Consider the following 16,196-nt stretch of genomic DNA (forward strand, 5'->3'; position numbering starts at 1 on the left):
GGGTCACCCTATTTTAGCCTGTATCCCTGCAGAAAGGAGGTGGAGCTGTGCAGCCCCCCCAAATTGATCCGCGAGATATACCTGATTTAATTTCGCAGATGAAAGAAATGGCTCCTTACTACACGCCGGAGTGGCGGTTTACACCCGAGAATCCCGATCCCGGCAGCGCTTTGTTTCAGATGTTCGCGGATATGTTTTATGAGAATATCAAGCGGCTTAACCGGGTTCCGACCAAAAATTTGATCGCGTTCTTGAACATGTTCGATATGACGCTTCTCCCGGCCCGTCCGGCGAGTGCCTATGTTACCTTCGCTCTGAACGAGGGGACAAGAGAACCTGTCTGGATTTCGGCAGGCACTCAGGTTGCAGCCTCCGGCGATGCGGGCAGCATCTTATATGAAACCGCTCGAAGCGTGCTTCTAACGCCTGCAGCGTTGCAAGCAGTCTATGTAACGAGCCGCAGGCAGGACAAGATCTTACGCATACAGGATGGTTTTCTGGCGGCTTCCAGGCAAGGGCAAGCGGCGCCGACAGCGCTGTTTCGCTTACAGCAGGGCGATAATTTGCAAGCCCATGCGCTATTTCTGGAGCACAGCTCCCTTTTTCTGGTGCGAAGCACCTGCCGGATCGAGATTGAGTTTCGTAATTCCCGGCAGCGCTATGACGAAGCGGAAATTTGCCGGCAGCTGGCGGACCCGGCGCTTACGGAGTGGTTGTATGCTTCGGAGGACGGATGGAAGCTTTTCGATAAGGTGGAGTACAAGGGAGTAAGCGTAATATTGACCAAGGCCGCCGAAGGAGAGCTTGCCCAGCAAGAGGTGAACGGAACGGCGGGACGCTGGATTCAGTGCCGATTGAAATCTGTTCAGGAAGCGGGACGCACACTGGCGGACAGCAGGCTGTCCATGGACAAGCTTTCGATGAAAACTGACTATGTGGATTTGCACGAAACAGGCGGAATCCAGCCGGAGCAGATGTTTTACAACGATATTGAGGCGGACCCTGCGGGCTTTTACCCGTTTGGCGACCAATTTGCCTTGTACGGCAGCTTTTATATATCTAGTAGCGAAGTGTTCTCCAAGAAGGACAGCGATGTGAGCTTGAGCTTCGATCTCAAAGCTGTACCTAACCGTTTTCAACCGGAGGCTGCCGAGCAGATCGACTGGAAGCTGATTATGAAGAAATCCCAATTTGACAAAGCTCCGGTTATGCACGTTACGGTGCTCCAAGTCGTATGGGAATATTGGAACGGAAGCTCTTGGGTTCGTCTTGAAGTCAATAAAGATGCGGAGAAGCTGTTTTATTATCCGCAGGAGGAGCACGTTCGGAAAGAGGTTCATTTCCGGTGTCCGATCGACGTGGAGACTACCTATGTGAACGGCCATGAGAACTACTGGATTCGGGCAAGAATTTTACAACTTGAGAATGCCTATGTGGCGCAGGCCATTTATTTATCTCCATGGATTGAGGGGACGAAGCTGACGTACAGCTACGATAACCGAATGTATCCGGCACGGCGCTGTTTGGCTTTTAACAATACGGAGTTTGTGGACCGTACGCGGCACAGCCGGCAGCTGGAGGGAGGGTTTGAGCCCTTCCAACCCCTGCAAGGAGAGCATCCTTCCCTGCATCTTGCTTTTCAAACTGCGCCTGTGAAGGGTCCTGTGTCTCTCTATGTTTCCGTCAAGCAGAAGCGGATGGCCGAGCAGGATATCCCCTTACTGGAGTGGGAGTATTTAAGGGAAGGTCAGCTTCCGGGAGATTCTCCTTATTGGGCCGCATTAAAGGTCATTGACGGTACCCGTTCCCTAACACAAAGCGGCACTCTCCAATTCGTAGGGCCCTCCGACTTCGCCTATTCGATGCTATTTGGTACGGCAGGCTGCTTTATTCGGGCCGTGAATCGGGATGACAAATATGACGATGTGGAAGAACGGACACCGATTCCTGTCATTCACGGTTTGTACATGAATACTGTTCAGGTCATTCAGCAGGAAACGATTGTCGGTGAGGTACCCGAACCCAAGGGTATTGAAGAAACGGAGTATCAATTAAGCCGAAATGGTATTGTATCTGAGGAAGTATGGGTGGATGAAACGGGTTGTATCAAGGATGAGCTGATTGCTGAATATGAGCAAGCCGGTGAACCTCAGCTGGATCTTATTCGGGACAGCGAGGGGAACGTCCAGCGATTGTGGGTGAAGTGGTCTCAGGTATCGCAGCTAGCGGATTCAGGCAGCTCCGAACGGCACTATACGATCGACCGAACGTTCGGGCGGATTCGCTTTGGTAATGGCGTTCATGGTATGAAGCCGCCAAAGGGAGGCATTGATCAGGTCAAGGTAACGTATCAGGTGACCTCGGGTCAAGTCGGTAACGTCGGAGCCAGGCAGATCAATCAAATGCAGGACTCGATTGCGTTTGTCGGCGAGGTCTACAATCCCGAGCCTGCCGCAGGGGGCTGTCAAGCTGAGAAGCTGGATTCGGCGCTGCAGCGCGGTCCTGAGATGATCAAGCACAGAGGGCGCGCCGTAACGGCGGAGGATTATGAATGGCTGGCCCGTGAGGCTTATCCGAATATAGCGAAAGTTAGATGTATTCCTAACCACAATGCGTATATGGCCAGAGAGGTCGGCGCTATGACACTGGTCATTTTACCGAAGGAAGGCCAACAGGGGAGTGCAGCTTTTCCGGAGCTTAAAAAGCAAGTTGAAGCTTACCTTATGGAAAGGGCGCCCAGCTTGATTGCCTTTCCGGATCAGATTCAGGTAATTGAACCGGTGTATATGGAAATATCCGTAACAGCGGTAGTCGCGATTGAAGGCATGGATGCTGTGGTTGTAACGGAGCTTCAGGCTTTGGAGAAGCTGGATAAGTTTCTTGATCCGCTGACCGGTAATTTTGACGGCAAGGGTTGGAGCATCGGGCAGCAAATTCACAGTTCCGTGTTTTATGCGCTGCTGAAATCCATCCGGGCTATCAACCATGTGGAGAAGCTCTTCATGACTGTGTTCCAGATTGAGGACGGAGAGCGAAAAGAGCTGGATGTCAACCGTTTGCCGGCACTGCCCCATGGCATTGTCGTCAGCGGCAAACACAAGGTTGTTGTACAGGTTCTTTAATGCCCTAGGGCTAGGACTAGGAATGGTGGAGTAAACTCTAATTCTGAGTGAAAATCAGTGACTGAGTGAATGTATGAATGAATAAATGAATAAGTGATTGAATGAGTGATTGAATGATTGAATGAACGTGTGAGAACAGAATCTTAAGTTGAATAGCAATGAGCGAATGAATGAGTGAGTGAGTGAGTGAGTGAACTGGAAAAGGAGGTGAGCACGAGTGCTGCCTATACCGAATTTGGATGACCGGATGTTTGAGGAGATGCTGCAGGAAGCGCGCAAATCGATTCCCAAGCTGTATCCGCAATGGACGGATGAGAATGCGCACGACCCGGGTATGACGCTGCTGGAGCTCATGTCATGGATGACCGAGATGCAGCAGTATTATTTGAACCGTGTAACGGAGAAGAATGAGCGGAAATTTTTGAAGCTGCTTGGCGTTCGCCAGCGAGAAGCAGCGTCCGCCGTATGCGAGGTTGTATTTTCTGGTATGGACGAGCAGCTTGTGCTGCCTCAAGGTACACCGCTTCAAGCCATGGACCAACAGTTCGAAACACTGCAAACGCTGCGTCTGATTCCTGCGCGTCTGGAAAAGGTTATTGTGCGAACGGAGACGTCCGCTGGGGATTACACCTCCAATAATGACGCGGGAGTTGCTTATTACGCATTCGGGCCAAAGGCACAGAAAGGTGCCCATTTGTACCTTGGTTTTGATCGGCCGCTTCCGGAGCAAACGGAGATTGCGCTTACGATTAAGCTGTTTGAGGATTATCCGGTAGCCAAAGGCGGTCACGTGCATGAAGAGCAAGAAGCTTTCGTATCCTCGGCACAGGTGGCATGGACCTATGCGGGCAGCGGCTCAAAGGGAAGGGCTGAGGCGTGGCATCCGCTTGAAGTGGTCAGTGATGGCTCCCTGCACCTTTCTCAAAGTGGGGAGCTGCTCTTCAAAGTCCCTTCTGACATGCAGCCGATCCTCTTGTACCCTGCCGATGACAAGCCTCGCGTATGGATTTGCTGTACGCTGGAAATAGAAGGCTATGAGCTGGCGCCCAAGATTCAGAAGTTATGTTTGAATTCCGTGAAAGCGATGGAACAGACGACCTTTAGCGAAGTCTCCACGTTTGACAGCAGCGGCGAGCCTGGACAGAGCTTCACGGTCAGCTCTTATCTGGCCTACACGGGCCTGCACACGATTCAGGTGCAGGAGCAGGATGGCTTTTGGCGTGACTGGAGTACTGTCAGCGAGCTGAGCGCATGCGGCCCCGACGACTTCTGCTGCGAGATGCAGCAGGATTCTGCGAGCAGGACGACAAGAATCCGCTTCGGAGACGGGAAGCACGGCAGCATCCCGCCGCAAGGAGCTGATTGCGTGCGGCTGATTGCGTATACGGCCGAGTTTGATTACGGCCGTCTGGTGGGCAGCAGCAATGGTCTGCCAGGCCAGACCTTTGAGCTGCCCAGGGGCCGGACCTACAAGCTCGGCAGCATGCTGCTGCAGGTAGGCCGCCGGCCCAAGGGCTCAGACAGCGTCGTCTGGGACGACTGGCAGTCCGTGGACGACTTCGACAACTCGTCGTCCACGGACAGGCATTACGTCTACGACGCTGCGGCAGGGCTCATCCGCTTCGGCAACAACGAAGCGGGCCTCATCCCGCCCAAGATGACAGAACCGAACATTCGGTTCCTGGCGCTGCAAGCGGGCGGGGGCGATCGGGGCAACGTGAAGGACGGCATGGTGGCCGCCTTCACGAATGGGCACCCGGATTGGTCGGGAATTACCATGACCAATCCATTTCCGGCGCGGGGCGGAGCCGAAGCGGAATCGCTGGAGGAAGCGAAGCTGCGCGCTCAGATTGAGCTGAATGCGCCGACCCGCGCCGTGACCGCCGAGGACTACGAGGCGATCGCGAAGGCTACGCCGGGATTGCGGGTGGCCAGGGTGAAGGCGATTCCGCTTTACAAGCCGGGGCTGCGGGACTATCCGAAGGTGAAAGCTCCGGCCCAGATGACCGTCGCCGTCGTTCCGTACAGCGAGAACGATAAGCCGACGGCGAGCCAAGGCTACCTGGAAACGGTCCGTCGCCATCTGGACCGGCATCGGCTGCTCACTACAGAGCTGCACGTGATCCCGGCGGCGTACATCAAAGTCACGGTGCACGCCGTCGTTGTGGTAGAGCCGCAGTACAAGCAGGATGCGCAGCGGGTGCTTCGCGAGCTGCGGCAGCTGCTTCAACCGATGGACCACAGGAACGGGACTGAGGGCTGGCGTTTTGGCCGGACGGTATATAAAGGCGATATTTACGGCGTGATCAGCAGACTGAAAGGCGTTGTCTACGTGCAGGACATTTGGCTCGATGCCGAGGGCACAGGCATGTACCGGGATGCTGGCGGAGATATTCAAATCCCGCCCTACGCACTTGTATATTCAGGCGATCACGAGGTCGAGCTGATCAGCCAGACAGACTTATAATCACAGTTACCAATATGAGACAAGGGGGGATGAACGATGCAGGATACTCAGTCATTTTTCTCATTTAATAAACCACTGGACTGGGAGCAAGGCTGCGCAGCCAACATGGATATGTCGACAAAAGGCTTATCCATCCGGAGCACGGAAAAATACGGTGTATACCGCATCGTTCGCTTGGACGAGCTGGAAGGTATGGAATCCATCAGCGATGCAAGCGTTACTCCGAGTGGAAAGCTTCTTCTCATGGATGACCATGCGGGAGTATGGGTGTACGATGATGAGAACCAGCACCGCGAACCGCTGTTTCGTCAAGGCCATCCCTTGTTTAGCGGCAGCGCAATGCTTGCTAGTTTAAGCGACGTCTGGGTGACGGCAGATCCGAACAGTGAACGCAGATTAGGTGTATACGCCATGTCCAACGGGCAGACCTTGTGGGCTGCGAGCGAGTGGAACGGTCTGGAGCTGCTTCCTTTATCCCTGTATGCCGGAGGTAAGCTGAGAAGCGTATATACACTGGTGCCTATAACCATTACGGTTGGCATGAATGGAAATCTTGAAGTGCCTGCGGGCGGGCAATTGGTTGTTCTGGAGTGGAGCGAAGCGGGAGAGACGATACAGGTGTACGAGCATGAATCGCTCAGACTCGAAGAAGCAGCTTCTATTGAGGAGCTGCGGGGCCGGTTTTCCCTGTCAGCTTATGATGAAACGGTGGCTGTGCTCGACTCGCATCGAAAGGGCGTAACCGTTTTTTTCGGTGCGGATCGCAGCGCGATGAGCTTTACGGTCGACCAAGAAGGAAGCTTTGCGGGTATTTCCATTGATACGAATCATAATCTGTATATAGGCAGCAGTGGTGCCGATTGGCACGAAGGCGGAAATGAACGGTTTATTTTGAAATACCGAGGGAATGGGGAATTCGTGGAAAAGGTGTCGGGCTTTCGGGGCAGGGCCGAGAAGCTCCTGCACGACAGCCGAAACCGCATGTATGTATTTGACCGCTTCAGCGGACAGATTACACGGCTGGAGCTGCAAGCCCGCACCATGACTCTGGCAGAGACGGGACTGCCGCAGGGTGTCTATTTTTCTGCGGAGCTGGACACGACGGAGACGGAGACGATCTGGCACAAAATCCGCCTGGATGCCGATATTCCCGAGGAAACGCAAATACGGATTTCCTATTTCGCATCCGATAGGAAAGAAGGACTGCTGGACGGGCAATTCGTGGATTATACGGACTTCCTTACAAGTGAGGAGGTATCCATCCGAGATAAGCTTCGTGCTACCGGACACCTTTGGTCGGAGCCGATTGTCAACCCTCAAGATGCGCTGCTGATGAAGGCGCAGGGACAATATCTATGGCTGAAAATCGAGCTTCTCGGCAGCGGACAGAAATCGCCGCTGATCCGTAAGCTGCGCGTCTATTTTCCAAGGACCTCGCTTCTGACCTATTTGCCTGCGATCTATCAGCAGGACGAGGAGCACAGCCCTTTCCTAGAGCGATTCCTGGCTCTGTTCGGTACGTTTTTTGACGATATGGAGGATCGGATCGAACGGATAAGCGCGAATTTCGACGCAGATGCAGTCTCGGGACCTTATTTGGAGTGGCTCGGCCGATGGCTGGCTATCTCAGACCGGGATTCATGGGGAGAGGTCAAGCTGAGGCAATTGATCCGTGAGGCGCCCACACTGTATAAGCTGCGCGGAACCCGTGAAGGGTTAATTCGGATGCTGCGCATTTATACAGGAACCGAACCGTTTCTGCTGGAATATTTTCAGTTCAAGCAAATGCAAGAAACGTCCGAGCTTAGGAGGCTCTTCGAACAGCTATATGGAGACAATCCTTACTGCTTTTGTGTCATGCTTCCGCCGGAATACGTGCGGACCGATCAACAGAGGATGACGATCGAGTCGATTATTGAAGATGGCAAGCCCGCCTATACGGATGGAAAGCTAATTGTTTTGCAGCCTTGGATGTATGCGGATATGCATACCTACTTGGGTATTAATACATACCTGTCTGAGCCTACGCTGCTTACGCTGGATGAACGTTCATCCATGCCTTACAATACCGTACTGATTGATGTGGACCGCGATAAGCGGATGGATATCCATACACGACTGGAACTGGATTCTGAGCTTGATTAAATGATACGAGCCATGACAAAGTGAGGGTGAGGAGATTGCTATGAAGAAGACGCGCTATTATCCGTTTGAACGAAATCGGTATTTTTACGGCAAGCTTTTGACCGTGCGTGATTTTGAGTCGGAGCAAAAGTATTTCAATGACAAGCGGCGCATGATGAACCGTCTGCTGCATGGGTCCGGCGTCATGACGGGCCTGCAGGTCATCGCGGTGGATGACAAGTCGGTGTCCGTTGAGATGGGAGCGGCGATTGACGCGCTCGGCAGGGAGATCATTGTCCCTTCTCCGGTGACCTTGAAGCTCTCGATGATGGATGGATTCACCAATAATGAGTACGCCAAGAATGTATATCTGTGTATCGCTTATGACGAAAAGGGCAAGGAGCCGGTCCATTCAGTAGCCAACTCGACGGTTCGTTCCGATGAGATTAGCGAGTACAACCGTGTTCTGGAAAGCTATCGGCTTTTTATCCGGGAAGACGCCCCTGACCCATCGCAACTGCCGCTTGCCGAGTTGACCGATCAGACCGTCGTGCTGTATCAGGATGCACAGCTTCGCGTTTTGCAAACTACCCCCCGCTATGTAAATCCGGGTCAGCTGTTTGAGATGACGTTGCGTTTCGAGAAGACATTGCAAGCGGGCAAAATCTTATTCCAATACGATGTGGCAGCAGACCGTCTAGAAGCTATCAACGGGGAAACCATTCAGTTTATGGAGCCGCAGGAGCTGCAGGAGACGGAGTATGAAATGAAGGTACTCCTGAGGGCTGACAGTACCGCCTCGGTCAAAGGATCGATTGGCGTAAAGCCGGGCAGTGCCGTGCTAAGACTCGGAGACCGTCAGCTTGATTTGACTTCCAAGGATGCGGGAGAGATCCAAATCATCATGGGATCGGTAGCTGACAGGTTAATGGATGATTTTGTGAAGCATTCCTTGGAAGCTTCTCTGGATGCCCCGTCAGAGCCATGCATCTACTTAGCCCGGATCGGCCTGCTGCAAATGGGACCTACTTATGTCATCGAGCGTGTCGAGCAGGTGCCTTTTGGAGAGTATGTCTATAATTCTTCGGTTATGCACCGTCTTCAGAAGGCGGAGCAAGATAGAGTGGATACTGCAACAGGGCAATTGATCACCAAATCCAAGGTAAGAAGTGTTGCCCCTGGTCAACCGCCTGAGCTGAAGGTCGAGTTCGACAAAGCCAGCAGCGAGCTGTCCGTTGACTTATCCATACCTACTGGAGGCATGGGAATAGCAGGTATTCGAACAGGTACTGTTGATATTGCGATTGCGCCGTTTACGAAAATATCCGTTTCACCCTTTGGAAAAGCGGCAAAAAGCTTCTTCTCAGGAGAAATTGCGCACGGTTTAGGTGAGGGCAATGTCCTCATCGTCACAAGCCTAGAGGAGAGCAGCATCGATGCCTTCTCGGATATGCTCTCTAGCAGTGATAGGGTCTACTATGGAGCGGCGGATGTTTTCAAGGGAAGCGAGTTCGAGCCCGATCTTCCGGACGTGCAAATCGGTACGATTGCGTATCCCCAGAAAGGCACCTTCCGTGTTGGGGTCAAGGTTCAGCAAGGTACAGAGGCTTCCAATGTACGCATTCGCTGGTGGGCTTATACACAGGCGGATTCGGCGGGGAATGCGGCTATTCCCGAGATTGGCTTCAAGAAAGGGAAAGAGGACCCGATTGACGCAGCTTTCTCGGCCATGATGGAAGCAGCATCGGCGGGCAGTAAGCCGGAGGAGCAGGAGTAGTCAATTCTAATATACCTAAAATAAGCACAAGGTCTTCCGAATCAAGGTTCGGAAGGCTTTTTTTGTATGTTTGACACGTGGGAATTTCTAACTATTCTTTCTAGAGAATCGCTTCATAAGTTATCGGCAAATAGGCAGCTACAAGCTATTAAGGAGATATATATTGCTATATATGAAGTGTCGTTGAATGCGTATATTTGCGAGAAATCCTATAGTTAGGGAGGTAAATAATCGGATGGAGGCTCATTTCAGAAAGAGGTGTGATTTTGAGAAAGGCACTGATAATCATGATTACAACTGTTGTTGCCATTATTTTATCTTTCATAACCATTCCATTAGTAAACGATTTGATTGCTGACTCCTTTACAACAGATTTGCTGAAATTACCGCTGCCCATGAAAACGGAGAGGATAGGTGCTGTTTCATTAGCTGGGAAATTAACGGGAACGGAAATAGTATGCAATTTTTCGGTGCCATCTTAATAAAACGAGGGCATTAATATAGTACAGAGAGCTTCGGGGTAGCCCAAGCGAAAGCGCGGAAGCGTTCTTTTTATTAAACTAACTGGTAGGATAGTTCAACCGCATCGCGAATACATTAGTTATCTGAAATCAGGGCAAAACCGACAAATCAAAACCAAGGAGCGTGAGTTGAAATTGAAAAACTCGAAATTGCATGATTTAATTGAACAATATTTGAGGGAGTACAATTCGTTTAACATTGATGGAATGGTAGATCTTTTACATGAAAACATCCATTTTAAAAACATTTCAAACGGTGAGGTAAATGCGGAAACAAAGGGAACTGAGGAATTCCGTGCTCTGGCAGAACAGTCAGTCCAGATCTTTTCCCAAAGATGTCAAGTGATTAAGAGCATTACTCTTACAGATGTTAAAGCAGAAGTTGAAATTGATTATGAAGGGATATTGTCAATTGATTTACCTAATGGTATGAAGGCAGGAGAATCATTAAAACTTCAGGGTAAATCTATATATCAAATGAAGGATGAGAAGTTAGTATTAATTGAAGACTACAGTTAGGACCGATTTTGAAAGTTATTCATGGATGGCCCTGACATCAGATAATATCGCATTCACGCATCGGGCCTAACGGCCCTCGGTCCGCGAGCAGCATTTCTTCAAGCAGCTTAATCAGCGGACAACCCTGCATTGCCTAACCGCATCGCGGCCGGTCACTACGTTCCCTTAAGGCAGTGAGGGTTCGTGAATGCTGGAACGTTATAGGAAATTCCGGCAAACCATATAAAAGACAAAACCGAACAAACGTTCTATCAAATGATGGATAAATGTGGTAAACTAGGAAAGTACAATTGAATCTTGGGTGGTCATGGTTTCCCTTCGAAAGGAGGTGAGGCCATGGAGGTTAAAGATGCATTGCAGATCATGTTCCTATTTGGGATGTTTATCCTTGCACTTTTAACTTACATAAACTCTAACAACAAGAGAAAGTAAAAACCCACCCCAAGGTTGACCGCCGAAGGTGGGTTCTTTGTCCTCTTGACTAGAAGGGATAACCCCATCCAAGCCAATTGTATAGCCGAGTGTTCCCGCACTCGGTTTTTCTAATACAAATGATACCATATTGACGAGACGATGAAAACCTGAAAATGAGAAGTGAATAAAGATCTGAACAACCTTGCACAGCCTAACCGCCTCGCGGCCACTCCCTTCGGTCTTTTAAGGCAGTGAGGGTTTGTGAATACAAGAAACAAGAACGTTAGGTGAAATTCTATCTAAGGCTTTTTAATTCAATAAATGATACAATAAATTTAAAAGCATTTTGGAAGGGTTTATGTGTGAAGTGGCAAGAAGTTCAAAGCATTTATCCAGATCAATTTGTAAAGTTTGAGATTCTTCATTCATTTGAAGAGGGAGATAAAGAAATCATTGATCAATTTGCTTTGATAGGTCCGGTAAAGGATGAGGATGCTACTCATGAATTGCTAAACTGTAAAAACCGAACTCTCATATATCATACGTCAAAGGAAAAAGTTAAAGTCATTATTAGAAAAAACATCGATTAAGGAGATATTTGTAGATGAAGCTAGCTTATCGTGACGGTCTCCTGTTTACCGAAGTTACAATTCAATTTAATGGTAAGGGCTAGCCAGATTGATAATATAGTAATAGATACTGATGCAAGTCATACTTTGATTTCGCAAGATGCTGTAGATGAAATTGAGATAAGAGCAGCACGCGAGGATCACTTTATTACAAGTTTCGGAATGGGGGAGAAGTACACGCTTTTATTAAAACTGTGAGTCCATCGCACTAGGTGATTATATAATAGAAAACGTGGAATTAGATTTTACATCTTTTAAATACCATAATGTTAATGGATTATTGGGCCTCGACATCCTACTAGATGGGAAATTTAATATTGATTTATTCAATTTAGAGTTAAAGCGTCTGCAATAATGGTTGCAGATTTTTTTGTGGGTTTTTGGAGGAAGAGATGGACTCCATCTAATACAGTTTCACGCGGCATTTTATGCTATGATCTATTATTAAGTAAATTGATTTATGTAATGGTTTACATACCTAACGGATTATAGGCACCAAGAGAGGAACATACATGCCGAAAAGACTGAAGCTAAATGAGATACTGGACAGAATTACGGATGCCTTCTTTGCTGTCGACAATAGTTGGACCTTTATCTACATGAACCGTGAGGCGGGTAGAGTCTTGTCATGCGAAACGGAGAATGTCATTGGCAAAAACATATGGGACGAGTTCCCCGAAGCGGTGGAGCTGCCCTTTTTTGAACATTACAACAAAGCCATGCACGAACAGGTCACGGTTGAATTTGAGGCCTACTTCCCTCCGCTTTCCAGATGGTTTGAGGTCAAGGCTTATCCCATTACCGATGGGCTTACCGTTTATTTTCGAGACATTACAGAGAAAAAAATGGCCTGGATGCAAATCGACCAGCATTATGAATCTCTATTCAAATATAATCCGGATGCGGTGTTTTCGTTCGATCTGAAGGGAAACTATATGAGCGTTAATCCGGCCATGGAACGATTGTTAGGCTATACGGAGGAAGAACTGCTGCAAATGTCGTTTCTCCCTTTAATCCCTCCCAACGAGTTGGCCATGACCGTCGAACATTTCTCAGAGGCTGCTAAAGGCAATACCCAGCACTATGAGACCAAGGCTATGCATAAGAACGGCACTGTTGTAGATGTCAAAGTAACGAATATGCCCATTATTGTGCATGATACGGCTGTAGGGGTCTATGGCGTGGCCCGGGATATTACGGAAGAGAACAAGAATAAAATAAGGCTGTTGGATTCCGAAAAGCTTACGGCGGTAGGCCAGCTTGCAGCTTCGATCGCACATGAAATCAGAAACCCGCTTACCTCTCTGAAAGGGTTCCTCCAGTTAATCGAAAATACAATGCCGGGTATCAAGAAGGAATATTTCACCATTATGACGGATGAGCTGACCCGCATCGAAATGATTACAAGTGAGCTGCTCGTCCTTGCTAAACCGCAAGCCCAAGAATTTAAATGTGAGGACATAGGCAAAATCATAAATGATGTGATCATGCTGTTAGGCCCGCAGGCGCTGATCAACAATGTTGAGTTTGATGTTACGGATATCCATGCACTCCCCCAAGTTTCATGCATTAACACTCAATTAAAGCAGGCATTCATTAATCTGATTAAAAATGCAATTGAAGCAATGCCGCAAGGAGGCAAGATCCGCATAGCAGCAAGAAAAGTAAGCGAAGAACAGATCGAGATTCAGATCATCGATGAAGGTCATGGAATTCCTAAAGCCTTTTTGAAGCAAATTGGTTCACCCTTCTATACGACGAAGGAAAAAGGTACGGGTCTTGGAATGATGACGACTTTTAAAATCATCCAATCTCACGGTGGCCTCCTTAATGTGTCGAGTGAAGAAAGGAAAGGTACGACAGTTTTGATCCATTTACCTATACATCCTACAACGAAGCAGGAGAAGAACGAATGAATACGCCTATTTACGTCATAGATGCTTTTACTAATGAGCCTTTTAGAGGAAATCCAGCCGCTGTCTGTATCTTGAGCGAACCGGTGAATGAGGAGTGGATGCAGCAGGTGGCCGCTGAAATGAATTTGTCAGAAACAGCGTTTATCCAACAGGTTTCGGATGGGTATTCACTGCGATGGTTCACTCCCGCGACGGAGGTGGATCTTTGCGGTCATGCTACGCTTGCGACTGCTCATGCGTTGTGGGAGCAGGGCTATCTGGGGGAGGGTGAGCAGGCCCGTTTTCATACGAGAAGCGGATTGCTGACGGCACTCAAGCGGGGAGACTGGATCGAGATGAGCTTTCCCTTAGACGAACCTGCGCCTTTCTTGGATGATGACAATGAGCTGCTCCAAGCTCTAGGAATACAAACGCCGCTTTATATAGGCAAAGGGGTGGCTGACATCATAGTGGAGGTTGAAACAGAGGAACAGGTGAGAACATTGGCACCTAATTTCGCTGCGCTTGAGCGGATCCGGCTCGAGGGGTGCTGGTGACAGCACGTTCGAAGAAATATGATTTTGTATCCCGCTGTTTTTTCCCGGCCGTTGGCATTTCGGAAGATCCTGTTACCGGCTCTGCGCATTGCACGCTGGGTTCGTACTGGAAGAGCAAGTTGGGCAAAAGCAAGCTGCGCGCTTATCAAGCCTCCCGCAGAGGCGGAGTTCTTGGGGTAGAGGTGATGGATGACGCAGTTAGGCTGTCAGGCCAGGCTGTCACGGTACTCAAGAGTGAATTGGTTCAAGTTTGATGTAGAGGTTAGCCTAATGGTAGAGGATAAAGCGCTGACGCCCAGCAGGATGAATCATCGTATATAGGAAGAAAGGAGTGAATGAGCGTTGTCATCAAAAACGAACGCATGCCGCCTGTTAGACGGGCTGAAACTTGCCTACACACTTCATGAATACGAATGGGATGAGAATCAGTTAGACGTTGCCACAGTGGCGCAGAAGGTAGGGCTGTCTGTCGGAGAGCTGTTCAAAACGTTGGTGCTGCGTGGAGACAAAACAGGTGTGATTGCGGCGTGTATTCCTGGTGATCAGGAGCTGCATTTGAAAAAGCTAGCCGCAGCAAGCGGTAATAAGAAAGTGGAAATGGTCGCGGTAAAAGAGCTTCAGGCTCTCACTGGCTATATCCGGGGCGGCGTTTCGCCGCTAGGGATGAAGAAAAAGTACCCGCTTTATCTGGATTCGTCGGTCGCAGGCAGGGAATTGGTCAGCATCAGCGGAGGGAAGCGAGGACTGCAAATTTTCCTTAAGGGTGACGACCTGGCTGCGGCGACTGAGGCGATCCTGGCCGATTTGACCGAGTGATTTGGGAATGAGGCCAGAACCAATGGGGGGTCGCTTGGAGCTGATTAGCGGATTGTATGTTACTATCGTAAGCATCCCCTTGCCCTTACTTCTAGGTAACTAACTGAACAATTTTTCAGTTCTTACAAATGAACGCGCGTTCAACTATACTGAAATAGAGAACGATGTACATTTTCCGATCAGGAGTGTGAACTTCAATTATGAATGACAGAACATTAGGGAAAACGGGCTTACAGGTATCCGAAGTTGGTTATGGAGCGTGGGGGATTGGCAAAACAGCCTGGATCGGCGCATCGGATGATGAATCCATTCTGGCGCTGAACCGTTCGATTGAGCTCGGCTTAAATTTTATCGATACAGCACTAGGTTATGGGGATGGGCACAGTGAGCGGCTAGTCGGACAAGTCGTTAGGGAAAGTGATAGTAAGGTTTATGTGGCAACCAAGATTCCTCCCAAGAACCTCCAGTGGCCCGCAAGAGATGGAGTCAAGGCACAGGAAGCCTTCCCAGCGGATCATGTCATAGCATGTACGGAGCAAAGCCTTCGCAATCTGGGCCTCAATACGATCGATGTTCAGCAGTTTCATGTATGGTCCGATGAATGGGTCGGTGAGGGAGATTGGCTAGAAGCTGTTCGTAAGCTGAAGGAGCAGGGAAAGATCCGACATTTTGGCATTTCGATTAATGACCATCAACCGAACAATGCGATTAAGCTGATTGAGACAGGCTTGGTTGACACGGTGCAGGTGATTTATAATATTTTTGAACAGAGTCCGGAAGACCAGCTGCTGCCGGCCTGTCTTAAACACAATGTTGGTGTGATCGTTCGTGTAGCGCTGGATGAAGGCGGATTGACCGGCAGCATCACGCCGGATACCGTGTTCAGCGAAGGGGATTTCCGCAACGGCTATTTCCGAGATACACGGAAGCAGGAGGTTTTTGATCGTGTGCAGAGCATCGTATCGGACCTGAACATCTCTTTGGAGGATATGCCTGAAACGGCGCTTCGTTATGTGCTGAGCCACCCGGCCGTGTCTACGGTCATTCCCGGAATGCGGTCGGTTCGCAACGTGGAACGGAATATGAAAGTTGGAGACGGACGCGGTCTGCCGGTCGATGTTCAGGATAAGCTGAAGGCGCATCGCTGGATCCGTAACTTTTATAGAGGGGAATAAAGAGACAAAAGCCACACCTTGGCGGGTGTGGCTTTTGTAGATAAAGTAGGGTCCATTACGAGCTTCCGCAGCTTTTCTCCAATCGCTGTTGACATTTGTTATTTGATTGAAATAAAGGCTTCTAATGTGATAACAAACTGTCAAAGGCGACCGCTACGCTTCTCCGAAAACTACGGAGCT

13 protein-coding genes are annotated in these 16,196 nt (G+C 49.5%); all 13 read left to right on the forward strand.

The genetic code is table 11. The annotated features are described in order from the left end of the window. Positions 1-47: 47 nt before the first annotated feature. The 13 genes from L0M14_RS02225 (at position 48) to L0M14_RS02280 (ending at position 16,016) form a co-directional block, all read left to right on the forward strand. Entirely contained in the window at positions 48-3,122 is a 3,075-nt protein-coding gene (locus L0M14_RS02225) for a baseplate J/gp47 family protein (RefSeq protein ID WP_235120471.1), read from the forward strand. 217 nt (positions 3,123-3,339) lie between these two features. Next, entirely contained in the window at positions 3,340-5,589 is a 2,250-nt protein-coding gene (locus L0M14_RS02230) for a putative baseplate assembly protein (protein WP_235120472.1), read from the forward strand. A gap of 36 nt (positions 5,590-5,625) precedes the next feature. Then, positions 5,626-7,734: a phage tail protein gene (locus L0M14_RS02235; RefSeq protein WP_235120473.1), complete on the forward strand. Its 2,109-nt coding sequence runs from the start codon at positions 5,626-5,628 to the stop codon at positions 7,732-7,734. A 40-nt stretch (positions 7,735-7,774) separates the two neighbouring features. Next, the gene (locus L0M14_RS02240; RefSeq protein WP_235120474.1) at positions 7,775-9,490 is read left to right on the forward strand and encodes a hypothetical protein; all 1,716 of its coding nucleotides are present in this window, start codon (positions 7,775-7,777) and stop codon (positions 9,488-9,490) included. 266 nt (positions 9,491-9,756) lie between these two features. Further along, positions 9,757-9,972 carry a hypothetical protein gene (locus tag L0M14_RS02245; protein WP_235120475.1) on the forward strand — a complete coding sequence of 72 codons (216 nt, stop codon included), beginning with the start codon at positions 9,757-9,759 and terminating at the stop codon, positions 9,970-9,972. 168 nt (positions 9,973-10,140) lie between these two features. After that, on the forward strand, positions 10,141-10,530 hold the full coding sequence (locus L0M14_RS02250) for a nuclear transport factor 2 family protein (RefSeq protein ID WP_311198815.1): 390 nt from the start codon (positions 10,141-10,143) through the stop codon (positions 10,528-10,530). Positions 10,531-10,866: 336 nt separating this feature from the next. Further along, on the forward strand, positions 10,867-10,962 hold the full coding sequence (comI, locus tag L0M14_RS31350) for a competence inhibitor ComI (protein WP_311198816.1): 96 nt from the start codon (positions 10,867-10,869) through the stop codon (positions 10,960-10,962). 344 nt (positions 10,963-11,306) lie between these two features. After that, the gene (locus L0M14_RS02260; RefSeq protein WP_235120476.1) at positions 11,307-11,534 is read left to right on the forward strand and encodes a hypothetical protein; all 228 of its coding nucleotides are present in this window, start codon (positions 11,307-11,309) and stop codon (positions 11,532-11,534) included. Between the two features lie 551 nt (positions 11,535-12,085). Continuing rightward, entirely contained in the window at positions 12,086-13,489 is a 1,404-nt protein-coding gene (locus tag L0M14_RS02265) for a PAS domain-containing sensor histidine kinase (protein ID WP_235120477.1), read from the forward strand. Beyond that, the gene (locus L0M14_RS02270; RefSeq protein WP_311198817.1) at positions 13,486-14,025 is read left to right on the forward strand and encodes a PhzF family phenazine biosynthesis protein; all 540 of its coding nucleotides are present in this window, start codon (positions 13,486-13,488) and stop codon (positions 14,023-14,025) included. The genes L0M14_RS02265 and L0M14_RS02270 overlap by 4 nt, the downstream gene beginning before the upstream one ends. After that, entirely contained in the window at positions 14,022-14,279 is a 258-nt protein-coding gene (locus L0M14_RS31355; protein WP_311198818.1) for a PhzF family phenazine biosynthesis protein, read from the forward strand. The genes L0M14_RS02270 and L0M14_RS31355 overlap by 4 nt, the downstream gene beginning before the upstream one ends. An 88-nt stretch (positions 14,280-14,367) precedes the next feature. Then, the gene (ybaK, locus tag L0M14_RS02275; RefSeq protein ID WP_235120478.1) at positions 14,368-14,841 is read left to right on the forward strand and encodes a Cys-tRNA(Pro) deacylase; all 474 of its coding nucleotides are present in this window, start codon (positions 14,368-14,370) and stop codon (positions 14,839-14,841) included. Positions 14,842-15,041: 200 nt separating this feature from the next. Next, positions 15,042-16,016 carry an aldo/keto reductase gene (locus tag L0M14_RS02280; protein ID WP_235120479.1) on the forward strand — a complete coding sequence of 325 codons (975 nt, stop codon included), beginning with the start codon at positions 15,042-15,044 and terminating at the stop codon, positions 16,014-16,016. Positions 16,017-16,196 lie beyond the last annotated feature (180 nt).

The sequence above is a fragment of the Paenibacillus hexagrammi genome (assembly GCF_021513275.1).
GTDB classification, from domain to species: domain Bacteria; phylum Bacillota; class Bacilli; order Paenibacillales; family NBRC-103111; genus Paenibacillus_E; species Paenibacillus_E hexagrammi.